The organism is Pseudoalteromonas rhizosphaerae (assembly GCF_028885455.1).
Taxonomy (GTDB): Bacteria; Pseudomonadota; Gammaproteobacteria; order Enterobacterales; family Alteromonadaceae; genus Pseudoalteromonas; species Pseudoalteromonas rhizosphaerae.
In genome coordinates this window covers 3,131,024-3,156,733 of record NZ_CP118496.1, presented here as the reverse complement: position 1 = coordinate 3,156,733, position 25,710 = coordinate 3,131,024, and the positions used below count along the sequence as shown (strand labels likewise).

Genomic DNA, 25,710 nt, shown 5'->3' with positions numbered 1-25,710 from the left:
GCGTTCATTATGCCTATAATGGCGAAAATTTGCACCCTAAGTAACTAACTCATACCGCTCATTAAAGCGAAACTATCCGTCGTTTTGCTTCATCATGAACCGCATCTAAAGTAACTGTAAGACTACAGTATTCATTGTTAAGCAATTGAAAAATAAAATTAATAAATACCTGGCTATCATCAAGGAAAAGTTAATCAGCTTGTGATTTTACTATATTAGCTTTGCAAATATGTATTAACTGCAGTGTCTGCACACTTCTTATTTAATTATTGCATAATCTTTGCTTACAATTTCATCACTGGTAGTAGTTACATTCTTGGTTGTAACCGATTAAACTCAAAAAAAACAATATTGTAGGGTCACATGTCGTTAATTATTAACAACCTTGAAAAACACTATAAAACGGTTACTGCGGTGAATAAGCTGTCATTTGATGTGCAACCAGGAGAGATTTTTGCTTTACTTGGCCCCAATGGTGCGGGGAAATCATCATTAGTAAAAATGATCGTTGGTTTTTCTTCTCCAGATAGTGGCTCTATTCAACTCAATGATGCAGGACAAGCGTATTCATCGATTCCGGCACACTTACTGGGCTATCTACCAGAAGACCGAGGTCTCTATCCAGAAAAAACAATAAAACAAAACCTACAATTTTTTGCAGCATTACACGGCGTAAAAGATAGCGAATTTACGCAGCGCTGTGACTATTGGTTAGCGAAGTTTAATTTAACTTCGCGCTTGAATGACCCCTTAAAATCACTTTCTAAAGGGAACCAACAAAAAATCCAATTGATCACTGCAATTTTACATAAGCCCAAATGGGTGATTTTAGATGAGCCATTTTCTGGCTTAGATCCTATTAACCAGGAATTAGTTGTTGAATTTTTAGCGCAATTAAAACAGCAAGGCATGACCGTTATTTTAAGTGCACATCAAATGGCGATGGTAGAAAAACTTGCCGATCGGGTATTACTGTTAAATCAAGGTGAAAGTGTTTTATACGGCAAACTCAGTAATATACTTCAAAGCGCGCAAAATAATAGTATTCAAGTCGTATTCAACGATCCAATTAATCAAACTTACTTTGAGCAACTATGTGAACATTATTGTGTTGAGCAAATAAAAGCACAGCAACTAACTATCACCCTAAAGCAACACCAATCACTTAACCAGTTACTTCCTCAGTTAATCAGCATCGGGGAAATATGTGAACTCAAAAATAAAGCTCAGTCACTGCATGCAATTTATTTACACGCAGTAGCTGAGCATAACGCTAAACTGGATCAAGGAACGACGCTATGAATAAATCATCGCTTACACAGCAACAGCTCTGGATTGTTGCAAAATGGGAGTTCTTGCATTTTTTTAAACTAAAACAAGAAATTATTTCGAAGTTGATCATGCTCGCTATTGCTGGAGTTATTTATTTTTTTGCCACTGCAAACAGTCAACTTGAACAAAATTACCATTTAGCAAGCAACCTCGAGTTTAGCGTCAAAACAGAGCCTACATCGACACAATTTAAGTTTACCAAACATGATGATTTAACCGCCATCATTGCAAATTTAGCTGAAGATACTGACTATGATGGCGTACTTAAGTTTGACCAAGCGACTCACTCATATACGTTAATAACGGCTGTAAAATCGGCATGGCAAACAACATTGCAATCGCTTCTTATAGCGCAATTGCAACAAGCTCAATTTGATAGCTTAGGCTTAAGCGAGCAACAACGACTAGGATTGACGAAAAATATTTCAATTGAACATAAGGTACTTGACGAGCTTTTGAAAAATCAAGCTGATCGTAGTCAAACATACACAGCATTTGGGGTACTGATATTATTATTTGTTGCGATGTTTGGGATCTTTGGCCAACTCTTTGTCAGTATTACCGGTGAAAAGCAAAACCGCGTAACGGAGCAATTGCTAGCCACCATGACACCACAAACATGGATAGATGGTAAGCTACTTGGGCAAATATTGCTTGCAGTAAAAACCATGATTGGCACCTTGCTATCGATTGTTTTATCGATGCTATTTTTTACCGTTATCATTAAACAACAAGCCCTCAATTTAGACTTTATTAATTGGTCATTACTGCCTTGGTTGTTGGCCTATGCGATTGTAGGTCTTGGCATCTGCGCTGCATTTATGGCTGCGATCGCAGCGGGTATTGATGATCCTAATCACAGTAGTAAAAGTGCCTTAATGATGATGCCATTGGCACCTATCGTGATTGCATTTTTTGTTATCGATGCACCAAACAGTGTTTTAACAATCGTGCTTAGTTACTTGCCGATCACGGCATTTGCGGTTATGCCGGTGCGTATGTCATTAGTTGAAATACCAATTTGGCAAGCACTCTTATCCCTGCTTCTCAGTATTGGCTGTTTTTATTACTTACGTATATTTGCCGCTCGTATTTTTAAAATGGGTATGAATATGTACGCAAAAGAACCGAGTTTAAAGGCTATGTGGTTGAGTATCTTTAAATAACAAAACATATAGGCAGATAGCGTTGCGTTATCTGCTATTTAATGATTCTGAGTTTTGCTATTTATAAAATCAGTTAGAGCAAATAACACACCTGATATCACAAAAGTAACATGAATTATTACTTTCCACATCAATTCATCACTTGAGTGACTTGGAGAGCTTATAAACACCTTTAACAGTTCGACTGCGGAGATGGCAACAATTGCGCTGATCAATTTCATTTTAAGACCAGAAAAGCCTACTTTACCCATCCATGCAGGGCGATCTTCATGATTACCAATATTTAATTTAGAAACAAAATTTTCATAGCCACTGAAAATAATTATTAATAATAATCCTGCCAGTAATGCGGTATCAACCAAGGTCAAAATACCCACCAGTAGTTGCTCATTAGTAGCGCTAAATGTATTTATCGCCATTTGATACAGGTATTTAAAAAACTTCAAAAGTAACAGTACAATTGCAACGAGTAAGCCTATAAAAAAGGGAGCTAGTAGCCAGCGGGCTCGAAAAATAAAGCTTTCAACAAACTGTTCTAGTTTAGATGCAACACGAGGTGTGGTGTCAGGTAGTTGGCTTTGAGACATAATTATTCCTAAATTGATAGCTGTCGTAAGATAGCATTGATTAACATAAGTTTCTCATTATTTTACCGTCTCTTATTACATTATATTTGTCTTTACGATAAAAATATTTCGTTATCTTTTATTGTCATTTCGTTTAAGAATCACTTACCAACAGCATGTTGCTTGATTGGATCACTGTTGTTTTTGAATATAAAACAGCAGTCACTACATTTTTTAGGAATACACGAATGAAAAAAGCATTGCTAGCGCTTATCGTAGCGCCATTATTTGCAGTTTATGCAACTTTTGCTGTTGCTGACGATGCTGTTGACGCTTCCGCCGAAACAATTAAAGAATACACTGAGATGTGTTTAAACTGGGCTAAAGACGACGACATCAGCAATGAAGAGCTTAAACCATACGTACTAAAGTGCGTAAATGATGAACTTGAATCAGAAGGCTATAAAAAAGTCACTGACGTAAAAATCTAACGTCAAAAATGCCTCTAAAGGCATAATTTTTGATATAAAAAAACCGGAATTGACACAAGGGTGTGCATTCCGGTTTTTTTGTTTTCAGAGCTTAGTATTCTACTCAGCGTCCTTTTTTGTTTTTGCAGCGGCTTTTTTAGGTGCGGCTTTCTTGACTGTTGCCTTTTTAGCGGCTGGTTTTTTCTTAGGTGCGGCTTTCTTCTTTGCCTCTTCAACCCACTTTCCTGCATTGAAATGTGCAGTCCAGCCTGTTGCTTTACCGTCAACCTCAGTCATTACATATTGTTCTTTATTCTTACGGCTATAACGAACAATTGCTAAGTTACCATCAGGATCTTTTACTGGTGCATCAGCTAGATAATAAAACTTAGGTGAAATACGATCTCTAAAACGCTGTAACTCTTCCACTTTAGGGGCACGAGTTTCACGTGATTTAGGGAAGGTATTCGCTGCTAAGAAAATACCTGCAGCGCCGTCACGTAGCACAAAGTATGCATCCGATTTTTCACACTCTAATTCTGGTAACTGAACAGGGTCTTCTTTTGGTGGCGCTGCTTCGCCGTTACGCAGTAATTTACGGGTGTTTTTACACTCATCATTACTACAGCCAAAGTATTTACCAAAGCGCCCTGATTTAAGCTGCATATCTGATGAGCATTTATCACATTCAATGATAGGGCCATCATAGCCTTTAATTTTAAACGTGCCCTGCTCAACGACATAGCCCTTACAAGCAGGGTTATTACCACAAACATGTAATTTACGAGTTTCATCTATTAGGTATGAATCCATTGCCGTTTCACAAATTGGGCAACGCTTCATTTGCATCAATGTTTCGGTTTCGACATCTTCAACGTCAGCGGCAACCGCTTCATCACCTGACACTAAGTTCATAGTGGTAGTACAACGTTCTTTTGGCGGTAAATTATAACCTGTACAGCCTAAGAAAACGCCAGTAGAGGCTGTTCGAATACCCATTTTTCTGCCGCATGTTGGACAGTCAATATCAGTTTCGACCATTTCATTTTTACGCATCCCACCTTCATCTTCTTCACCACTGGCTAAAGTCAGTTGTGTAGAAAAATCAGCGTAAAACTTGTCAAGTACCTGTGTCCAGACACGCTCACCTTCAGCGATGTCATCTAACCGGCCTTCCATTTTTGCAGTAAAGTCAAAGTTCATCAGATCAGTAAAGTTCTCAACTAAACGATCGGTGACAATTTCACCCATTTTTTCTGCAAAGAAACGACGGCTTTCAACACGGACATATCCACGATCTTGTATCGTTGAAATAATCGATGCATAGGTAGATGGACGACCAATACCACGCTTTTCAAGTTCTTTTACTAAACTCGCTTCACTAAAGCGTGCTGGCGGCTTAGTAAAATGCTGTTTTGGATCAAGTTCAACAAGGCTTAATATCTCGCCTTCTTTAATAGCTGGTAGTGATTGATCTTCTTCGTTCTTTTTTCGAACTGCTGGTTGTACTTTAGTCCAACCATCAAAACGTAACACCCGTCCTTTGGCTCTTAATTGGAAATCGGCGGCAGTAACAGTTAATGTTGTTAAGTCATATTCAGCAGGGACCATTTGACACGCAACAAATTGACGCCAAATTAACTCATAAAGCTTTTTAGCATCCGGGTCTACGCCTTCTAGGTGACCAGATAACACAGTAACACTTGAAGGACGGATCGCCTCATGCGCCTCTTGTGCATTGCCTTTTGAACTATAACTAATAGCTTCTTTTGGTAAATACTTATCACCAAACTGCTGCGAAACATACTCGCGACACATTGCAACTGCATCTTTCGACAAGTTGGTTGAGTCAGTTCGCATATAGGTGATATAACCTGCTTCATACAAACGTTGCGCTAACATCATGGTCTTTTTAACGCCATAGCCTAAACGCGTACTCGCAGCTTGTTGCATTGTTGAAGTAATTAGTGGCGCACTAGGACGACTTTTACTTGGCTTTTCCTCAACACTAACAACTTTATATTCAGCTTGCTCTAAAGATGCAGTAGCTGCCATAGCTTGCGCTTCATTGACTGGCTTAAAGGCTTTATCACCTTGCTTGAACACCTCTAAACGAAGTGCCGACTCTGTATTTTTCACATCGGCATGAATATCCCAGAACTCTTCAGGAATAAACGCTTTAATTTCACGCTCGCGCTCAACTAACAAACGTACTGCGACAGACTGTACTCGTCCAGCGGATAAACCACGGGCAACTTTTTGCCACAATAATGGCGATACCATAAAGCCTACAACACGATCTAAAAAGCGACGAGTCTGCTGGGCATAGACCATGTCGGTATTTAGCTCACCAGGGGCCTCAAAGGCGGCCTGAATGGCATTTTTAGTTATCTCATTGAATACGACACGCTTATACTTTTCTGGCTCTCCACCGATAATTTCTTGTAGGTGCCAAGCAATCGCTTCTCCTTCCCTATCCAAATCCGTTGCGAGATAGATTTGGTCGGCGTTTTCAGCGAGCTTTTGTAATTCTTGAACAACTTTTTCTTTACCTGGTAATACTTCGTAATGTGGCTCCCAGCCTTTATCTGGATCAATCCCCATTCGAGCTACTAAATTTGTATAATCACGCTGTTTTTTGTACGCGGCCTTTTCTTCTGGTGCCATTTTACGTACTTCTGCAGGTGTTTTTACAGCAGCCGTTTTGGTTTTGCCTGAACCGGAGGTAGGAAGATCTCGTACATGCCCAATAGAGGACTTGACGATAAAATCGTTTCCTAAATATTTATTAATTGTTTTAGCCTTAGCAGGAGACTCTACAATTACTAGCGATTTGCCCATAGTTGCCTATTTCTAACCAAGTATTTTAAATGTGTTTTGCCCATTTACGGGCGCGAATATTTATAGGTATATCTACAAACACCAATTGTTACAAGCTTTTAATACAAACTTTTCTGCTTTTAATGAATAATTAAACAATTATTGTCGTTAATTTAGACAAAACGGTGTTTTAAGGTATTTGCAGTGGAATATATAGAATAGCAACAAAAATGCCAACCTTATGGTTGGCATTTATTTTATTTAAATGTTTGAAACTAGCTAACCATCATCACTAATTTGTAATTGTGCAGTGGTATTGTTCTCTTTAGGCGAAGTAAATGAAAGCTTTAAAAATCCAATAGATTTTTTATTCGGCTCCGCTTCACGACTTATAGAAAGGCCAATTAATGCAGCATTTGTTGCTGAAGAATTGCCAATCACAAATCCGTCTGTACCACTGTAATCTCCGTTTTCTGTACTTATCTCAACATTTGTTTCCGCAGCTAACGGGTTATTGTAAATATCAGAGTAATAAAAATTAAAAGATAACGAAGCTAACTGAACACCCGAATCATAGCTTGCAATATTGAGCTCTGTGATATCACACATTTGATCGTTAACACTCTCCTCAAGACCAAGAATCACCTCAGATGTAGTCCCAACATCATATTGATTAGTGATGTTTTCACAGCTATCAATACTATTGGCTACTCCCAGAGCATTTATTGAAAGATTTCCAGTGGGATTACCAGCGTCATCTAACTCAATTTCAGCTAACGCCGCAGCAAACTTATTACGTAATGATTCTTTGTCAATTACAAAACGGTAATAAACTGTACTGCCGGACATAATAACTTCAAATGAACGGCGTACATCAATAAGCTCTTTATTACACATGTTAGCAGCCTGTGCTGCTTCGGTGCATAATAACCCATTATATTTGCCATCTAGTAATGTATGCATACCGTTAGAGTCTATATCACCTATTGGCTCCTCAAAATGGGCTCCGTTCGTTGCAAACTCACTACATGGATCAGTATCTGAGCCATCTGTACAGCTTTGTGCATCTTTAGTTAATGAAGCTGTCACTGGGTCATAAATTGCCGATAAACCGTCGTAAGTTCCGCTCTCATTATGATCAACGAACGCTTCATTTAAGTCATAGCCTGAATAGTATTCATTGCTATCGAATAGGCCATTACCATTAATATCAATAAAAGACTCTTGCCCTTTAGCTGTAACTAAAACTGTAGCACGTGCCCCAAGCGGTACACCTAATTCATTCGTGTTAGCATTCAAAATCCCATCAATACAAGGCGCAGGGTTATTCTTATATAAATCGCAGTTACGTGTTTCTTCAACCAATCCTGCAAAATTTGCATTTGCATTTAACTGAGTAAGTGTGACGGCATTACTTTGTACAAATGTAGGATTAGTAACGCCAACTATATCCTCCAAATATTTTGCTTTAACACGTAGCAGCTTTTTAGGGTTGTAATCAGATAATTTATTTCCCCATTTATTTTCAGTAAATGGTCTAGGGTTCTGGCTTCGCCATTGCACTGTACATGCACCATCAACAGAGAGACACTCTAGTTGTGGATTGCCCTCTTCACCATCTAAAGTACCAATAGCGCCCCCCTCTGTTGTTAAATACACTGAGGTACCATCTGGAACCGGGTTATTAAAATGGTCTGCAATGAGCACTGTTATATCAAACGTTTCATTATCGTATTGCAAAGTCTCTGTAGCATAGTTAGTAATCGAAGCGGTAAAACTATTATTATCAGGAAGCCCTGTACTAATAGAGAGTAAATCAGACACGGTGATAATTTGCTGATCCAATGACACCAACGACAAGTTACCTGTTGGACAGCTTACTCCTTGGTCACGGTCTGCCTCTGCTTTTTGGCATTGCGTATATACATCTTGCCAGCAAGTTACATTATCATTTTGATCGGCTGGTATTTGCTCATCAGGAATAAAACATGCTTGCACTCGCACTGCCATCGGCACAAAACCTGAATTCACTTGAACTCGGGCCAAGCCAGCAGCATCAGTGTCAACACTATGATGCGATAAACTGATCCCACCATTAGTAGAAGTAAGACGGAAATCTAAGCGTTTACTCGTAACATCTTGGCCAATTTTGTCGATTAATTTAAATGTTAGTTCACTATTTTCTTTACGACCAACACCACCAGTACCCTTTAACGCAATTACGTTTTGAGTCGCTGAAATAAATTCAATCGACGCCACATCAGCTTCAGAAACAGGAATATTAACTGACGCTATTTCGGGCGTGCCCCCTGTTAATACTGTTGCAATAACAGTATCACCTTGTGCACTTTTACAGCCATTTGTTCTATATGTTGACGTAGCAATACCACCAATACTGATCACTTTTTCATCAACAATTGATTTACCACTCTCAACACAACTTGATGTAAACTGAACATCAAAAGGCGTTACGATTAAATCATCATTAGTATCTCTAATTTCAACAGTTATAACGGTTGTTGCACCTGCAGCTAGTGGCTGATATTGACCCTCAATTGGATTACCTAAGCTATCTAATAAATTAGGCAAGCCATTATCTATTGATACTTTTAATTCTGCCGTACTAATTGAAAATGCTTTATTTAAGTTTGTATCTTTTGCTGTAGCAGTTAGAGTACCGGCTCCACTACTTGCTCCTGGTTGTAGTTTTAATAGCGCAAATCCAAAGTTATCAGTTAAGGCTTTTCCTGAATCAGGAAGTAATTGACCTAAATCTGTAGATAACTCAGCAATAATCCCTGAAATACCATCACCACTACTGGTGTCTACAACCTTAATGAGTACGTCAATAAGTGAATCGGATGAAAATGTATTGGTCACTGTACAACCACTAGAAGGGTCTAGCGGATTTAATGCGACAGTATTGCGATTTGTATCCCAATTAGCATTACACCCTTGGAGAAGTTTAATATCTAATTCTGCTTGAGCACTTTCAACCGGAGCATCGTCACCATTTGAAACAAAGCCAGCTGTTTTTGTTATTATCTCGTTACTTTCAGATTCATAGCTTGCAACAACTTGACCAGCTCCTTTGAAGTTGCCACTGCTTAGTGTTACTACGGCTACACCATTCTGATCAGTTAATGCAGTACCTAACTCTGGGGTGATTTTACCCGTGAATTTAGATGTAAAACTAATTAATTGAGAAGCAAGTGGCACACCATCATCTCTTAATGTAGCAGAAACAACACCTTTATTATCTTTACTAACCGGATTTAGCTCTGTAAATACTGCTCCATTTTGATCTAAGATATTTAGCTCTAGAGTTATAGTACCCGAGACCCCTGTATCACTACCCTGGCCACCCGTAGTCTGAAAATCAAAAGTTCCAGAATAAGACTCCCCACCGACATTATAAGTGGCAGTCACTTTACCTGCTCCCGCATCTTTACCTGCAGTAAGTTCGATTGTCGCAATACCATCATTTTGAGTTAATGCTGAGCCTGTTGTGGGCTGTAATAGGCCAATCCCATCTGTCAGCGTGAACAAAATACGCTTGCCAGCGACTATTTCGCCATTTTGCTTTAAAGTTGCTCTTAAGTCTAAAGGCGCTTGACTTGTTACACTATTTGAAATTGCTCCGGTATCTTGGCTATAGCCTTGAAGAGTAACTGTATAAGTGTCTTGGGCTGTACTGTCTTGATCACCTTTCGACGTAAAAGTAAAAGGCTCTGTGGTGTTAAACGTTTCACCATTAATTGTGACCGACGCATTAACGGTACCGGCTCCAGCTGTATTACCCACGGAAAGGTATATTTTAGCGCTACCATCAGTTCCAGTCTTGACAGTGCCTGATTCAGGATCAAGCACACCATATCCGCCATCAGTAGTAAAAGTGACAATTACATTAGGTGCTGCTACACCATCTTTCAATAACTTAGCCACGAGCACTAAACGTTGTTCAGAAGAAACGTCGTTAGCAGCTTCACCAGTGGTTTCTGACAAACCATTAATACTTAGTGTATATGAAGGAGAATCAGTGCCCCCTCCATCAAGGCCTCCACCGTCCTTTTCAAGTGTTCCACCGCCACCACACGCAGTGATAAAAAAACTTAACAGTATGACACTGAGCCATCGCATTAAAGGCATTGCCCTCTCCCTAGCTTTGTTATTAATTATTTAAATAATACATTTACTCAATATTAACCTATAACACGCTTGGAAATCACAACTTTTATTTGTTTTTTGTTGTTTTTTTGATCCATATTTTTTTTTCATATTTATCGATTTTTTCTGTATAAAAATCTGCATGCTGGTAGGCTATGGCAAATTTATAAAAAATAGATTGTTAATATGTCAAAAATCCGTTCAATGAGTTTAACCACCCGTATCATGATAGGTATGTTTCTGGGGGTTGCTGTAGGCTTCATATTCCAAGCAATATTAGCTGGCGAAGACGATTATCTAATCCCACTTGGATTATTCTCTTTGCCAATTAAAGGCTTTTTTGTTGATGGTTTATTTCATATTGGTGGACAAATTTTTATCGCCAGTTTGAAAATGTTAGTTGTACCACTGGTATTTGTTTCACTTGTTTGTGGTACATGTAGCTTAAGTGATCCGAAAAAATTAGGCCGTTTAGGCGGTAAATCAATCGCTCTTTATCTTATTACTACCGCAATTGCAATTACGGTTGCGATTACCTTGGCATTATTAGTTAATCCAGGGGAAGGGATTAACTTACCTTCTGAAGCGACGTATAGCGCAAAAGAAGCACCAACTCTTGCACAAGTAATCATTGGTATGTTCCCAACCAATCCAATTGATGCCATGGCCAGTGGAAACATGTTACAAGTTATTGTATTTGCATTACTATTTGGTATTGCCATGGCACTTGGCGGCAGTGCAGGTAAACGAGTAGCGGTTGTTTTTGAAGATTTAAATACCGTGATTTTAAAATTAGTTACCCTATTAATGAACGTAGCTCCTTATGGGGTATTCTGTTTAATGGCAAAGCTCTTCACTACTATCGAGTTGAACTTGATAGTCAGCTTAGCTAAATATTTTGGTGTTGTTGTGGCTGCATTATTTTTCCATGCATTTATTAATTACAGTTTATTACTGAAATTTTTAACTGGATTAAACCCTGTTATCTTTTTGAAAAAAATGAAGCACGCCTGTTTATTTGCATTTAGCACTTCAAGTTCAAGTGCAACAATGCCTATTACACTTGAAACAGCCACTAAAAAATTAGGGGCAAAAAATTCAGTTGCGTCATTTACAATTCCACTCGGTGCCACTATTAACATGGACGGTACAGCAATCATGCAAGGTGTGGCTACGGTATTTATTGCACAAGTCTTCAGTGTTGATCTAACAATTTCAGATTACTTAATGGTAGTTTTAACCGCCACTTTAGCGTCTGTAGGCACCGCTGGTGTTCCTGGCGTAGGATTAATCATGCTTGCCATGGTCCTGAATCAAGTTGGTTTACCTGTTGAGGGCATTGCCATAATTATTGGCGTTGATAGGTTACTTGATATGACCCGCACAGCGGTCAATGTAACGGGCGATTGCATGGTGACATGTGTAGTGGCTAAATCTGAAGGTGAACTAGATGAGACAGTATTTAACGACCCTAATGCAGCAAAAGACTTAGAGGATTATCACAAATCAACTGACTAAAGTTGTGCGTGTAAAAATGAAAATAACCCGCAAATTTGCGGGTTTTTTATCATTTAATAACGGAAACCTTTATGGGTTTAGCCCTTTTAAACGAGACAATAATGATATACCGGTTTTGTTAACAGTGTTACTCAACCCGATAGCAAGCTTATCGCTTAAGCTCTTTTTAACTTTATATTTAATTTTATATATTTGTCGCTCATCTTGATACTTAAGTAATGTGTCATCACTGGTTTCTATGGTATCGACTAGACCTTTTTCAAGCGCTTGAGTCGCAAACCAGTGCTCACCTGTTGCCACTAAGTTAATATCTAAACTTGGCCGTTGACTGCTAACAAACTGTTTGAATAAGTCATGAGTTTGCTCTATTTCTTCTTTAAACTTCTCCCGTGCTTTATCTGTATTTTCACCAAATAAAGTTAGGGTACGTTTAAACTCACCCGCAGTGATTTGTTCAAAATCAACATCGTTTTTCTTCAGAATTTTATTAAAATTTGGAATTTGTGCTATCACACCAATAGAGCCAACGATAGCAAACGGTGCGGCAACAATTTCATCAGCGACACAGGCCATCATGTAACCACCACTGGCAGCAACTTTATCAATCGCAACCGTAAGGTGAATACCTCTATTTTTAATGCGTTGTAGCTGGGAAGCAGCAAGTCCATAGCCATGAACCACCCCTCCACCACTTTCTAGCCTAACCAACACTTTGTCTTGCTTAGGATCGGCAATTGCAACAATTGCGGTAATTTCTTCACGTAAGCTATCGACTTCATGAGCATCCATACTACCATTAAAATCAAGTACATATAATCGTGGTTTCGACTGTTCATCAGTGGTTTTTTTAGCATCATTCTTTTGTGCTTTATGGTGTGCTTTTAATGCTTTTTTAGATAAGGTGCTTTCAATAAAATCATTTTTCAAATCATCTAACTGCTCAGAAATATCATCAATCTCAATCTCACCTTTTTTACTTTTAGGCTTTATCGCTGCAGCGACACTAATTAATATTACCGCAGCGGCGGCAATCACAAATGTCGCCGTTTTAGCTAGAAACAGCCCGTACTCATATAGAAATTCCAATCGTATTCTCCAAACAAAAATTTGACCTAATTTACCATTCAAACAAAAAAAAGCCACTTTTCAGTGGCTTTTCATTTATTTTAATACTCTAAAAAGTTAATCAGTGACAATCTCGGTATTTTGAATAGATAACGCACGACCTCGAGTTACTAAGTAAGTTGCAATCTGTAATTGCATTTCACTTGTCGCGGCAGCGCTTCCTTCAGCCGTCGCGCCTGCGGCTGCATTCGGTTCAGGTGTAAGTACTGAGCTGTGATGCCCTTTGGTAAATTTAACTAAATAACTCATACCATCGTCAGTAGGCGCTTGCGACTGGGTTACTGTCGTTAAACCCATTAAGTTAGCAAGTGGCAGTGAGCCTGCAATTGGATTGTTTACAGTCATTGGTGGAATCACTTGGTCTGGTTTATTTCCGTTAACTTCTCCATCTCCAACTACCACATTCATATAAACAGGTGTGCCAAGCGCTTTTATAGCAGATGCATAGTTTGTAGGATCCCCGCTATCAAGTGCCGTCTGTGCTGCAAATGAGAACTGACTCATTACACCTTGAATGTTAGCTAGCTTAGTCATTTCACCAGCTGCATTTAGCGAAGTGTAATATTCTCCATACCCACATGAAATACTCTCGCTCGTAGAAACTGCTTCACCACAATTTGATACAGCAGAGCTCTCTCTATAAGCTTGGAACTCAGCAGATTCAGATGTCCCAGCTGATAGCAATACTGAGCCTTGAACAAATGGGCCAAAACTCGCCGATTCTAGTAAGAAGCTGGCTATCCCACCACCACCGCTAGCAAGTGCGACGCTATTGACTTTGAACAGACCATCAACTTGGCTATCTAAAGGTGTATTTGCTTGAGTAACAAAAGCGGGAGCAACTACTGAGCCTAATGAATGTCCAATAAACACTACATCAGAAGTGTTAAGTGATGTATCGTTTGTAAAGTTTAGACCAAGACGTAAAGCAAGTAAATCAGCTGCAGACTGTCTTAAATTGTCACGCGCGACTAATAATGATTGCAAGTTCATATACGCCAGGACAGAGCCTGTTGATGCATTAAAATCATCATTACCATCGTCATCCACGTCAATACCACGTTCACCATGCACTGGATGGTCTATTGAGGCCGTTGCAAAGCCTTGAATCGCTAAACTAGCCGTTAATGCCAACATATCTTCTTTTTTAGAAGTAATACCATGTTGCATTATCACCACCGGCCAACCACCAGCTGGCATTTCAAGTGCCGACATACCAAGACTTTGTGTTCTGATAGCGTTTATTACAGGCAAAATAGGTTTAGTTATCTGAACAGGTACTTCTTGCTGACTTTGCACTTTAGGGATCGGATTGTATTTCGTTAAGTGACGAGTAATATCAATTTTCGGGTAATCATGTAATCTCCCCTCACTTAAACCTTGGCAGAGCGGCTCATATGGACCAACATCAAACATTGTAGGATCAATTTCATCTTCTTTTCCTGCTTCGCGCAGCGCTTTATCAGCTGCTTGCTGATTAAGTACGGCAACAGGGCTTGAACACATGCCTTGCCAATATGTATCGGCCAAATTTGCAATTTCTTTCCCCTCAGGTTGAGATAAATACATAGGCAGTGTCACACTACCTTTTTGATATTGAACACCTGCAAATGCTGGCGAAAGTCCAGTAACACCTTGTGAAGCAAAGACTTGCTCAACCGTTAGCATTGGTTGCTCTGGGATTTGAACCATTGGTGTTGGCAAGGCTGGGTTTTGCAAACTCGCTGCTAGTAACTTTTTAATCGTACCAAGTACCGGACCAACAGACTGAATCGTCATCGCACCACTAAAAATAATATCATCTTTACTAATAGTGCCACCTGAGGTGACCACATTTTCATAACTGTTTACCACGCCTTGGAGCGCTAACTGGCTCTCGGTTATCAGTGGGGTCTCTTCACTCACCAAACCATAAGTTGATGAAGGCTCGATAGAACGCCCTAATGAGTCTTTAAGCTCAGTCGTCAGCACATTAATATATGAGCTGCCAGCTTTAAACGGTTTTAATGGAATAATAGCAACCGCATTGCCACTTGCTTTAGTGATGAAATCAACGCCAAAGGTTAATTCACCTAATAATTTACATCCGGCTCCAGCGGGCACAGCTGCGCAATCTGCATCTGTTAAACTAGCGCCCATAACAACTTCAAAAATACGCACAGACCCCGGCGCACCAGCCGAACTTTCATCAAGGCTAACATTCGCAGGAAAGGAAAGATCTACTTTATAAGGAACTTGGCTAGACCAGCCATCCAGTGCACCTAATGCAAAGCTAGGATTTGCGTATTCTGCACGTGTAATTGACACCCCATTGTCATCAAGTTCTTTAGGAATGTTTAGAGTGCCATCTTTTGTACCACTCATTAATAAGTCATTTGGTACTGAAATAACCCCATTTGCGGGATCAAACTTCACTGTAGCTGATGGAATAACTGGTGGTGTATCATTTTTAACATCTTCTAACGTTTCACCGCCGCCGCAACCAGCTAGAGCAGCTGTAATTGCAAGTGAGAGTAGCATTTTTTTCATATTGTTTGCTCCGCACGTAATCTTTTTTTTATGTGTGTTGATAAATAAGTGTAGCTAATTTTGTTACTAATTCTTTTAAGTTTTCGCGTAATATTTAGTTAAAATAATGTAATTAGGTTATTAATAAGACATTAGACCAGTTAAAGTTAACGTAAAGTTTCAAATTTCGCCACCTTATTTTGCAATAAATTCGATAACTTGGTGTTTTGCTATGTTAAAATCAATCAAATTGATTTTTTGGACCTTTATTATGCAAACCTATAAAGCGGCTGATAATGCCCTACAAGACAAAGTGATCTTAGTAACTGGTGCAGGTGACGGCATTGGCCGAGTGGCTGCAATAACTTATGCCAAACATGGCGCAACGGTTATATTATTGGGTAAAACCACCAGCAAACTGGAAGCGGTATACGATGAAATCATTGCCGTTGGCGGGCCAAAACCTGCGATTGTACCGATGGATTTAAAAGGTGCAAGTAAACAAAACTTTCGTGATTTAGGCGCTACCATTGAACAGCAATTTGGTAAACTAGATGGCTTGCTCAATAATGCAGGAATAATTGGCTCACTGGGTCCACTTGAGCATTTTTGTTCATCAACGTTTGATAACATCATGAAAGTGAATGTTACCGCTCAAGCGATGATCACAAAATATATGTTTCCAGTTTTACGTAAATCTCCAAGTGCTTCAATTATTTTCACCTCTTCTGGGGTTGGTCGCCAAGGTCGTGAGTTTTGGGGCGCGTATGCCATTTCAAAATTTGCAGTTGAAGGAATGATGCAAACATGGGCATGTGAAGTTGGTAAAACGAATATCCGGATAAATTGTATTAATCCCGGCGCCACCCACACAGCTATGCGTGCCAGTGTCTATCCAGGCGAAGATCGCGATAAACTAGCCTGCCCTGAAGACTTAATGCCAACTTATTTATACTTAATGAGTGATGATTCAAAAGACGTCAATGGTCAATCATTAGACGCGCAAACAAAGAAATAATACCAGTCGTGTTAAGTTACTGAGCATTTATAGCGACAGATAAATACAGTGATAACAAGGCCGGAATTTTGACATGTATTGTTAAATTACTAACGCAATTAGCACTTTATTTAGCCCGCTAGAATGGTTAAATATTTAAGTCAATTGGTATAAACCAAGTACTAAACATAAAAAAGCCGCTAATTAGCGGCTTTTTTAATGCAAGGCAGATATTAACGGCGTTTAGTTTGTTTAACGCGATTATTATGTTTTTTGACTGCTTTACGAATTTGATTAATTTTAGCGCGCTTATCTTTGCGTTTTTCAGGCATAACAGATAATTTTGTTTGCGTTTCACGGCCAAGCTTAACTGTTTTACGTAAGTAATTTACAGTCTCTAAATCTAGCTCAGCCCAACCACCTTGTGGTAGACGTTTATCGAGCTCTAATTTACCATAACGAATACGAATAAGGCGAGAAACCTCAACGTCTTGAGACTGCCATAAACGACGAACTTCACGGTTACGCCCTTCAGTCAGCGTTACATTATACCAGCGGTTAATACCTTCGCCGCCCAGTGGTTTAATAGTAAGAAATTTTGCCATACCATCTTCAAGCTCAACCCCTTTGGTTAAATTTTTGATAGTTTCTGCTGTTACTTCACCAAATACACGTGCTGAATATTCACGCTCTACTTCGTAACTTGGGTGCATTAAGCGGTTAGCAAGCTCACCATCATTGGTGAACAACATTAAACCTGCTGTATTTATATCTAAACGACCAACAGCAATCCAACGTTCACCATCAACGCGCGGCAGGCGGTCAAATACCGTTCTACGTCCTTCAGGATCTTTACGTGTACATAACTCACCTTCAGGTTTGTTATACATAACAACGCGACAGATACGTTCAGCTTTTTCTTCAATTTTTACCGTATGGCCATCAACACGGATCTGGTCGGTTTCTTCAACACGATCACCCAGCTTTGCTACTTTACCATTAACACTGACACGATTTGCATCAATGTATTTTTCCATCTCACGTCGCGAACCTACGCCCGCTCTTGCTAAGACTTTTTGTAACTTTTCACCTTGTATACTCATTCGGATAGTTCTCTCACAGAAGGATCACTCAATAACTGGTCAATTTTACTTTGCTGCTGTTTTGGCAGTGGCGGTAAGTTATCTAAACCTGTTAACGAAAAATAATCTAAAAATTGTTTGGTTGTGGCATATAAAGCGGGCCTACCTGGCACCTCTTTATGACCAACAACATGTATCCACTCACGCTCGAGCAGACTTTTAATAATAGTTGAGCCTACGGTCACTCCACGTACTTGCTCTATCTCGCCCCGAGTTATCGGCTGACGATAAGCAATAAGCGAAAGAGTTTCTAATAGTGCACGGGAATATTTAGGCGCCCGTTCTTGCCAAAGGTTATTTAACCAAGGGGCTAAGCTGGCACACGCCTGAAATCTAAATCCACTACCGACTTCAACTAAGCGAATACCACGGGTTTGATAATGAATTTGGATCTGTTCAATCGCGAGGTTAATACGTGTCATAGACACACTTAACTCAGTTAATACGGTGTCTTTTAAATGCCGTTTACTGACTGGTTTTCCCGCAACAAAAATCGCCGCTTCAATGATCTCAACAAGCTGCTCATCACTGATTCGTTTCGTAGCCATTTTCGTAGCAGATTTTGTCACCATAGGCACCAAGACGTTGCGGTATATTCAGCGCGCTATTATGCCAGATCAATGCAAAGGTTGGAAAAGTTATTCTATAAAAATGTAAAATAGCAGCGATTAAAGCGCTGCTATTTTAGATAAACGAGCTAGTGCGTTACATTTTTAATCAAATTGTCGCACCTTGATATCGTTTCACAAACTCAGTAACCACTTCACCATTACAGATCAATGAGTTTAAGTTTGCTATTTTTTCTTTCACTGGAGCCAAACCTTGCTTCAAGGCAGTAATACATAGCTGTGTTTCTGCCTGTGAGTTTTTAGCAAACACTTCAATTACTTTTTCTTGGCGAACTTTATCATCCACTTTTTTTGCAATATCACGAATATCATCACCATTACACAAAATACTTTTTGAATAACGTGATAAATACACCCCGTGCTGGGCTGCAACTTTGCGTGCTGCAGTAAATCCTTCGTTAGCACTGATTGAGCATAATTTAGATTCAATTTTATGATCAGCATTATAATAATGTGCTGCACTGGCAGTCTCAGAGAAAGCAGTCGCTGCGACGAATAATGCTAATAATTGTAGTTTCATGATTTACCTTTAAGTGGAGTTATATTGTGAGCAATTTTTGCGCATTATATAGACCGAAGTTTACAAATCAACCGAATTATCTATTTAATTTTTTATTTAAAAAAGCGTTAACAATGTTTAATCAAAATTCATACTTTGTTCAACAATTGAGCGGCTTATTATTATAAATAAGCGCATGTACCATACGCTAATTGATGGTAGAATTTGCCATAATCTGCAAAAGATAACTCTAATTAAAGGTCAAGCCATGAAAGTAATTTCATTTAACATTAACGGGCTGAGAGCTCGTCTGCACCAATTACAAGCAATCATAGATAAACATCAGCCTGATATAATCGGCTTACAAGAAATAAAAGTACATGATGAAGCTTTCCCACTCGAAGATGTTCAAAATATGGGTTACCACGTTTATTTTCATGGTCAAAAAGCACATTATGGCGTAGCTATGTTATGCAAAACTGAACCTAAGTCTGTGGTTAAAGGATTCGCAACAGATACTGATGAATCACAAAAGCGCATGATCAGCGTCACTGTTAGCCAAGAAAATGGCCGTGATCTAACCGTAATGAATGGCTATTTTCCACAAGGCGATAACATTACTCATGAAACAAAATTTCCGTATAAGCGACAGTTCTACCGTGATCTAATGACTCACTTACAAAGCCACCACAGTAACGACGAGGATGTCATTGTCATGGGCGACATCAATATTTCTCCTACTGATCTTGATATTGGCATTGGTGAGGTTAATCGCAAGCGTTGGTTAAAAACTGGCAAATGTTCATTCCAGCCTGAAGAACGTCAATGGCTTGCAACCTTGCTAGATTGGGGCTTTACAGACACCTTCCGTGAACTTCACCCAGACACAAGCGAACAGTACTCTTGGTTTGATTATCGCTCTCGAGGCTTTGATGATAATCGTGGTCTACGCATTGACGTTATCCTAGCGACTCCAACTTTGGCTGCTCGTTGTATTGAAGCGGGAATTGACTATGAATTACGTGGTATTGAAAAGCCATCAGATCATGCGCCAATATGGTCAACCTTTAGTTAACGCTAATGGATAAGCTAACGACAATCCCGATAATAAGCATTGAACTTCAGGCAATTGCTTGGCTTGTTATCGGCTGTATTTTTTGGTCGAGTGTCAATAAGTCACACTACCAACATTTAATAACCACGCCAGCCCGTCAAACAGGCCTATTTGTCTGTGCGTTAGCATTTGCCTTATTGTGGCGAATTAAAGCCGGCATATTACCCGGTCTTGAACTGCATATTTTAGGTGTAACTGCCATAACGCTTATTTTAGGCTGGCGCTTTGCATTATTGAGCGCCACCCTAGCAAGTCTGCTATTAACGGCTTTCAATCAAATAAGCATTGCGCAATTACCTATCCACTTATTGTTAACCGCTTACTTACCCATTTTAGTCAGTTATGGGGTATTTATACTGTGTTATAACCTATTACCACGGCATTTTTTCATTTACATTTTTGTATGTACTTTTATTTGCGCCGCTTTCATCGCCTGCTTTAAGATTATCACCATTAGCTTATTTTATTATTTAACCGGCAATTACAATTGGTTTGAATTAAGTGAAAACTATCTCTATTTATGTGTCATTATTTGCTTTCCTGAAGCGATGTTAAACGGCATGGCCATTACCCTATTGATCACCTATCGCCCACATTGGGTAAAAACATTTTATGATAAGGATTACCTAGATCCATGAGTCTCGATTACCAATGCCCGCTCTGCCAACAATCGCTTGAGTTACATGCCAAAGTGCTAAAATGTATTAACAACCATAGCTTTGATACTGCAAAAGAAGGCTATGTGAATTTATTACCTGTGCAACAAAAGAACTCTAAGCAACCTGGCGATAATCTTGACATGGTACAAGCAAGGCGTGCTTTTTTAACCACTGGGCACTACCAGTTTTTACAACATGCCGTTGCACAGCGAGTTGCTCTGCAAGCACCACAACAGGTAATTGATTTAGGGTGCGGGGAAGGTTTTTATACTCATGCGATTGCCAATGCATGTACTGCACACGTTTATGGCGTCGATATATCAAAATCAGCAGTTAAATATGCTGCAAAGCGATACAGTAATTGTAATTTTAGCGTTGCATCAATCAGCCAAGCTCCATTTAATGATGGCTCAGCAGATGTATTAGTGAGTATTTTTGCCCCATTATTTGATGCTGAATTGGCTCGATTAGCAAAACCAGACGCTACATTGGTAGTTGCAAGCCCTGGCCCTTGGCATTTAAAAGAACTCAAGCACTATATTTACCGAGACGTCAATGCGCATACACCGATTGCTGCGCCTGTAGGGTTTGAGCTTATAGAGCAAACATTATTAGAACAACAGATAAGCTTGCCATTTAAAGATGTGAAGAACTTGATCACTATGACTCCCTTTGCTTGGAAGTTTCGTCCTGAACATTGGCAACAACTAGAACAACAAGGTGAGCAAGTCGTCACCCTGTCATTTTATGTTAGTCAATTTAAACGTGTTACAGATTCTCTCGGGTAAACGCGCGGTCCATTTTATCAAACATATCATTGAGTAAATGGGCCAACTCTGCATAACGTGGTTTATCTTTAGGGACATGCCCTTGGTAGCCATTGGCTACCATTTTCGTATGGAGCTCTTTATACCAATGCTCCATCGCAGGCTCAAGTACAGTATCTGCACGCTTGCCTAACCACAACAATCCCTGTAGCGGTAGAGATAAAAAAAACAACGCGATAGCGACTGCTTGAGGTAAAAAACTGCTGCCTAAATAATTAATTTGCATAAATAAAGTGAGCATTGCCAAAATCGGCATTACTGTAATTGCCAGCTCGGTGGCTTTGATCACTCTAAACTCCGTAAACAGAGGCGCTAATTCTTTACGCATAGGCCATTTTTTTGCATATTCACGACCAGTTTGGACTTGTGACATCACACTTTTTTGCATCATGACTCCTAGGTGTCGCTGGTATATTTATTAATGTTACCGCAATGAGTGTATCATATTCACGGTAACATTCCTGTGTAAAATCCCTTCCACCTTTTTCGTCCAAAACGTGTTTTTGATCATGGTTTAAACTTACCTTAAAACAATTAATGAGTTAAAATAAGCGCACGTTAAGTCAACTAGACTTTAGTATAGTCATTACAGATATCCATAGCAATTTATCGACCAATGACTCTTTTACTTTAATCACTATGCTCGAGTACTTGGTTATATAACAACTAAGCTTAATGCGCAATTGTCAAAAAATGGGATCCTGTTATGTCTTCGCAATCATCACCTCATCATGTTCTTGTACTGAACTGTGGAAGTTCGAGTTTAAAATTCGCTATTTTAGATGCCACCACATCTGAAGAAATCATTTCAGGTCTTGCTGAACGCCTAGGCTCATCGTCGCCATCTGTGAAATACAAATACCTTGGCAAAAAACAACTGATTGAACTTGCGCCTAATCAAGCTCACAGTGCAGCAATCGATACCTTAGTTAGCCTTATTAACGAACACCATTTAGCTGAAAACCTTATTGCAGTAGGTCATCGCGTGGTTCACGGCGGCGAGCACTTTACTAAATCGGTACTGATTGACGACGATGTAATTAAAGGAATCACTCAAGCCGCTACACTTGCGCCATTACATGGGCACGCTAATTTATTAGGCATTGCTGCTGCGCAAGCATCATTCAAGGGACTACCGCAAGTAGCAGTGTTTGATACCGCGTTTCATCAAACCATGGGCAATGTTGCCTATTTATATGCCCTCCCTTATAAACTTTATACTGATTATGGTGTTAGACGTTACGGCTTTCATGGTACCAGCCATTATTATGTTGCAGGTCAAACAGCAGTCCTTTTAAACCAGCCTATTGAGCAAAGTAATTTTATCAGCGCTCACTTAGGTAATGGCTGCTCTGTGTGTGCAATTAAAAATGGCAAAAGTGTTGATACCAGCATGGGCTTAACTCCACTAGAAGGCTTAATGATGGGCACCCGCAGCGGAGATATTGATCCGGGTTTATTTAACTTTTTAACCACCCAACTTAACTACGATGCACAACAAATTGATGACTTATTAAACCAACAAAGTGGCTTACTGGGTATCAGTGAACTTTCTAATGACTGTCGTACAATAGAAGAAGCTGCTGTTGCAGGAAATGAAAAAGCCATTTTAGCATTGGAGATGTTTTGTTATCGTTTAGCAAAACAAATAGCCGCATTTATGGTGCCATTGCAACGCCTTGATGCGTTAATTTTTACCGGTGGTATTGGTGAAAACTCCGATATTATTCGTGATAAAGTAATAACACAACTGAGCTATCTTGGCCTTGATTGCGACAGTACAGCCAACCTTGCAGCCCGATTTGGCACACAAGGGGTTATCAACAGTAATAATGCAAAAACAAAAGCAGTAGTAATGCCAACAAATGAAGAGTGGGTCATTGCTCTTGATGCCGCCTCAATTGCACAGGAGTTATAATTATGGCACGTCGAATTATGCTAGTACCTATCTCTACTGGGGTTGGTTTAACATCGGTCTCAGTCGGGTTAGTGCGTGCGTTAGAACAAAAAGCGGTCAAAGTTAATTTTTTCAAGCCCATAGCCCAGCCTCGCTCAGGTGAAACGGGCCCTGAAAAATCAACACAAATTGTCACCCAAGGCTCACCTATTACACCACCTACTCCTTTTGCACTAAATTATGCAGAGCAAATGATCGGGGATGGAAAAGGTGATGATTTACTTGAAGAAATTGTTGAGCGCTTTGAAAATGCCATAGGCAACGATGTAGTCGCAATTATCGAAGGTATGGTCCCTACTCGCCGCCAACCTTATGCAGGTAGAGTAAACCGCGAAATAGCACAAACTCTCGGCGCTGACATTGTGTTTGTGCTCACTCCTGGTAATGACAGTAACGATCAAATTGAAGACCGCCTAGAAATTGCAGCCGGGTATTATGGCAGTGTTGACCATGCCCGCGTATTAGGCTGTATTTTTAATAAAGTAAATGCACCACTGGATGATGAAGGCAGAGCACGCGCCGATCTCGTGGAAGCACATAAACCCGACGAGCTTGACAATGAGCTCAATCGCTTAGCATCTTTACCTATTTTCAGAAAACATCCGTTTATGTTACTTGGCTCGATCCCATGGGATTTTGAGCTGGTTGCTCCGCGCGTTAAAGATTTATGTGCGTATTTAAAAGCTGACGTGATCAACGAAGGTGATATGGCTCATCGTCGTCTACGCCGCGTAACATTTTGTGCCAGAACAGTGTCAAATATCTTAAATCATTTTACCCCAGGCGCACTGCTGGTGACCCCAGGCGATCGTTCAGATGTGTTAGTTGCGGCCTGTTTATCAGCCATGAATGGCACTAAATTAGGAGCTATCTTATTAACTGGTGGTTTTAAACCTGAGCCACGGATCATGACCTTGTGCGAACAAGCGATGGCCACTGGCCTGCCAATCCTCAGTACAGATGCTGACACCTGGCGTACTTCATTGCTACTGCATAACTTTAATATGGAAGTACCGTGCGATGACGTACAACGAATTGATAAAGTAAAGCATCATAATGCCAGCCATATTGATTCTGACTGGTTAGATACGCTTGCTAAAAGTGTCGGCAAAACTCGTAAAATGTCACCTCCAGCATTTCGTTATTTACTCACGGATAAAGCCCGCCAAGCGGCAAAAACTATAGTGTTACCTGAAGGCAATGAGCCTCGAACAATAAAAGCCGCCGCTATTTGCGGTCAACGTGGTATTGCGAAGACCATTCTATTGGGCGATCGAGAAGAAATTGAACGTATCGCTATACAACAAGGTGTTGAGCTAAACGAAAATGTAACCATTATCGAACCTCATGATGTGATCAACGACTATGTTGCGCCTATGGTTGATATTCGTAGAAACAAAGGCCTGACTGAAGTGGTTGCCCTTGAACAGCTCCAAGACAACGTTGTGCTTGGCACTATGATGTTAGAGCGTGGTCAAGTCGATGGTCTTGTCTCGGGTGCAGTAAATACAACCGCCAACACCATTCGTCCGCCGCTGCAATTAATAAAAACAGCACCAGGGTCATCATTAGTCTCGTCGGTGTTTTTTATGTTGCTACCTGATCAAGTACTGGTATACGGGGATTGTGCCATTAATCCTGATCCAACCGCTGAGCAATTAGCCGATATTGCCATTCAATCTGCAGACTCAGCCGCCGCATTTGGTATTGAGCCACGAGTAGCGATGATAAGCTACAGCACCGGCACGTCAGGCACTGGGGCTGATGTAGAAAAAGTCCGTCTGACAACAAAGTTAGCGCAACAAAAACGCCCTGATCTGATCATCGATGGTCCTTTACAATATGATGCGGCGATTATGGAAAATGTCGCACTTAAAAAAGCACCAAATAGCCCAGTGGCTGGTAAAGCGACGGTGTTTATATTTCCAGACTTAAATACCGGTAATACCACTTATAAAGCGGTGCAACGAAGTGCTGATTTGATAAGTATCGGCCCAATGTTGCAAGGTATGCGCAAACCCGTCAATGACTTAAGCCGCGGTGCTTTGGTTGATGATATTGTCTATACAATTGCGCTTACTGCTATCCAAGCGGCACAAGCCGAAAATATTTAACACCATGGGTAAAGTGATTGCATGATGATCACTTTACCCTGTGCATTTCTTTAGCTAATAAAAATTATGAATAAAATAAATAGCTTAGCGTTGTTATACC

General features: G+C 40.0%; 19 protein-coding genes. 10 read left to right on the top strand and 9 right to left on the bottom strand.

Annotated features, from left to right (window positions below; translation table 11 throughout):
• The first annotated feature begins 363 nt into the window (after positions 1-363).
• Both PVK79_RS13480 and PVK79_RS13475 read left to right on the top strand, forming a co-directional pair.
• Positions 364-1,302 carry an ABC transporter ATP-binding protein gene (locus PVK79_RS13480; protein WP_257325895.1) on the top strand — a complete coding sequence of 313 codons (939 nt, stop codon included), beginning with the start codon at positions 364-366 and terminating at the stop codon, positions 1,300-1,302.
• The gene (locus PVK79_RS13475; RefSeq protein ID WP_257325894.1) at positions 1,299-2,498 is read left to right on the top strand and encodes an ABC transporter permease; all 1,200 of its coding nucleotides are present in this window, start codon (positions 1,299-1,301) and stop codon (positions 2,496-2,498) included. The genes PVK79_RS13480 and PVK79_RS13475 overlap by 4 nt, the downstream gene beginning before the upstream one ends.
• 38 nt (positions 2,499-2,536) lie before the next feature.
• Here PVK79_RS13475 and PVK79_RS13470 read toward each other — a convergent pair whose 3' ends face one another.
• Complete coding sequence (locus PVK79_RS13470; protein ID WP_257325892.1) at positions 2,537-3,085, bottom strand: TIGR00645 family protein; 549 nt, start codon at positions 3,083-3,085, stop codon at positions 2,537-2,539.
• Positions 3,086-3,312: 227 nt separating this feature from the next.
• Here PVK79_RS13470 and PVK79_RS13465 point away from each other — a divergent pair, with 227 nt between their 5' ends.
• Positions 3,313-3,555, top strand: coding sequence for a hypothetical protein (locus tag PVK79_RS13465; RefSeq protein ID WP_257325891.1), 243 nt, complete (start codon positions 3,313-3,315; stop codon positions 3,553-3,555).
• A gap of 99 nt (positions 3,556-3,654) precedes the next feature.
• On the opposite strand, the gene topA is transcribed toward PVK79_RS13465, so the two are convergent.
• Both topA and PVK79_RS13455 read right to left on the bottom strand, forming a co-directional pair.
• Positions 3,655-6,375 (bottom strand): type I DNA topoisomerase, encoded by a 2,721-nt coding sequence (gene topA, locus PVK79_RS13460; protein WP_145233762.1) that lies wholly within the window; start codon positions 6,373-6,375, stop codon positions 3,655-3,657.
• 258 nt (positions 6,376-6,633) lie between these two features.
• Entirely contained in the window at positions 6,634-10,503 is a 3,870-nt protein-coding gene (locus tag PVK79_RS13455) for an Ig-like domain-containing protein (protein WP_257325889.1), read from the bottom strand.
• Between the two features lie 204 nt (positions 10,504-10,707).
• Here PVK79_RS13455 and PVK79_RS13450 point away from each other — a divergent pair, with 204 nt between their 5' ends.
• On the top strand, positions 10,708-12,039 hold the full coding sequence (locus tag PVK79_RS13450; protein ID WP_257325888.1) for a dicarboxylate/amino acid:cation symporter: 1,332 nt from the start codon (positions 10,708-10,710) through the stop codon (positions 12,037-12,039).
• Between the two features lie 69 nt (positions 12,040-12,108).
• On the opposite strand, the gene sohB is transcribed toward PVK79_RS13450, so the two are convergent.
• Together sohB and PVK79_RS13440 are read right to left on the bottom strand one after the other, a co-directional pair.
• The gene (gene sohB, locus PVK79_RS13445; RefSeq protein WP_182759807.1) at positions 12,109-13,125 is read right to left on the bottom strand and encodes a protease SohB; all 1,017 of its coding nucleotides are present in this window, start codon (positions 13,123-13,125) and stop codon (positions 12,109-12,111) included.
• Between the two features lie 96 nt (positions 13,126-13,221).
• Positions 13,222-15,693 carry a VolA/Pla-1 family phospholipase gene (locus tag PVK79_RS13440; RefSeq protein ID WP_257325885.1) on the bottom strand — a complete coding sequence of 824 codons (2,472 nt, stop codon included), beginning with the start codon at positions 15,691-15,693 and terminating at the stop codon, positions 13,222-13,224.
• 250 nt (positions 15,694-15,943) lie between these two features.
• Here PVK79_RS13440 and PVK79_RS13435 point away from each other — a divergent pair, with 250 nt between their 5' ends.
• Complete coding sequence (locus PVK79_RS13435) at positions 15,944-16,690, top strand: YciK family oxidoreductase (protein ID WP_182734863.1); 747 nt, start codon at positions 15,944-15,946, stop codon at positions 16,688-16,690.
• Between the two features lie 212 nt (positions 16,691-16,902).
• On the opposite strand, the gene rluB is transcribed toward PVK79_RS13435, so the two are convergent.
• From rluB to PVK79_RS13420, 3 genes are all read right to left on the bottom strand, one after another.
• Positions 16,903-17,772 carry a 23S rRNA pseudouridine(2605) synthase RluB gene (gene rluB / locus PVK79_RS13430; protein ID WP_145233749.1) on the bottom strand — a complete coding sequence of 290 codons (870 nt, stop codon included), beginning with the start codon at positions 17,770-17,772 and terminating at the stop codon, positions 16,903-16,905.
• Complete coding sequence (gene scpB, locus PVK79_RS13425) at positions 17,769-18,359, bottom strand: SMC-Scp complex subunit ScpB (RefSeq protein ID WP_149981032.1); 591 nt, start codon at positions 18,357-18,359, stop codon at positions 17,769-17,771. The genes rluB and scpB overlap by 4 nt, the downstream gene beginning before the upstream one ends.
• Before the next feature lie 169 nt (positions 18,360-18,528).
• Positions 18,529-18,960 carry an exonuclease III gene (locus tag PVK79_RS13420; RefSeq protein ID WP_145233745.1) on the bottom strand — a complete coding sequence of 144 codons (432 nt, stop codon included), beginning with the start codon at positions 18,958-18,960 and terminating at the stop codon, positions 18,529-18,531.
• A 247-nt stretch (positions 18,961-19,207) separates the two neighbouring features.
• On the opposite strand from PVK79_RS13420, the gene xthA reads away from it, so the two are divergent.
• Genes xthA through rlmA form a run of 3 tightly spaced genes read left to right on the top strand, consistent with a single transcriptional unit; the run spans position 19,208 to position 21,500 of the window.
• Positions 19,208-20,014 carry an exodeoxyribonuclease III gene (gene xthA, locus PVK79_RS13415; RefSeq protein WP_182734793.1) on the top strand — a complete coding sequence of 269 codons (807 nt, stop codon included), beginning with the start codon at positions 19,208-19,210 and terminating at the stop codon, positions 20,012-20,014.
• 29 nt (positions 20,015-20,043) lie between these two features.
• Positions 20,044-20,691, top strand: coding sequence for an energy-coupling factor ABC transporter permease (locus PVK79_RS13410; RefSeq protein ID WP_182730992.1), 648 nt, complete (start codon positions 20,044-20,046; stop codon positions 20,689-20,691).
• The gene (rlmA, locus tag PVK79_RS13405; protein ID WP_145233741.1) at positions 20,688-21,500 is read left to right on the top strand and encodes a 23S rRNA (guanine(745)-N(1))-methyltransferase; all 813 of its coding nucleotides are present in this window, start codon (positions 20,688-20,690) and stop codon (positions 21,498-21,500) included. The genes PVK79_RS13410 and rlmA overlap by 4 nt, the downstream gene beginning before the upstream one ends.
• On the opposite strand, the gene yfbV is transcribed toward rlmA, so the two are convergent.
• Entirely contained in the window at positions 21,481-21,927 is a 447-nt protein-coding gene (yfbV, locus tag PVK79_RS13400; RefSeq protein WP_145234096.1) for a terminus macrodomain insulation protein YfbV, read from the bottom strand. The genes rlmA and yfbV overlap by 20 nt on opposite strands.
• A gap of 318 nt (positions 21,928-22,245) precedes the next feature.
• On the opposite strand from yfbV, the gene PVK79_RS13395 reads away from it, so the two are divergent.
• Both PVK79_RS13395 and pta read left to right on the top strand, forming a co-directional pair.
• A complete protein-coding gene (locus tag PVK79_RS13395; RefSeq protein ID WP_257325883.1) occupies positions 22,246-23,457 on the top strand; it encodes an acetate kinase in 1,212 nt (403 codons plus the stop codon).
• 2 nt (positions 23,458-23,459) lie between these two features.
• On the top strand, positions 23,460-25,610 hold the full coding sequence (pta, locus tag PVK79_RS13390) for a phosphate acetyltransferase (RefSeq protein WP_257325881.1): 2,151 nt from the start codon (positions 23,460-23,462) through the stop codon (positions 25,608-25,610).
• The last annotated feature ends 100 nt before the right edge of the window (positions 25,611-25,710 follow it).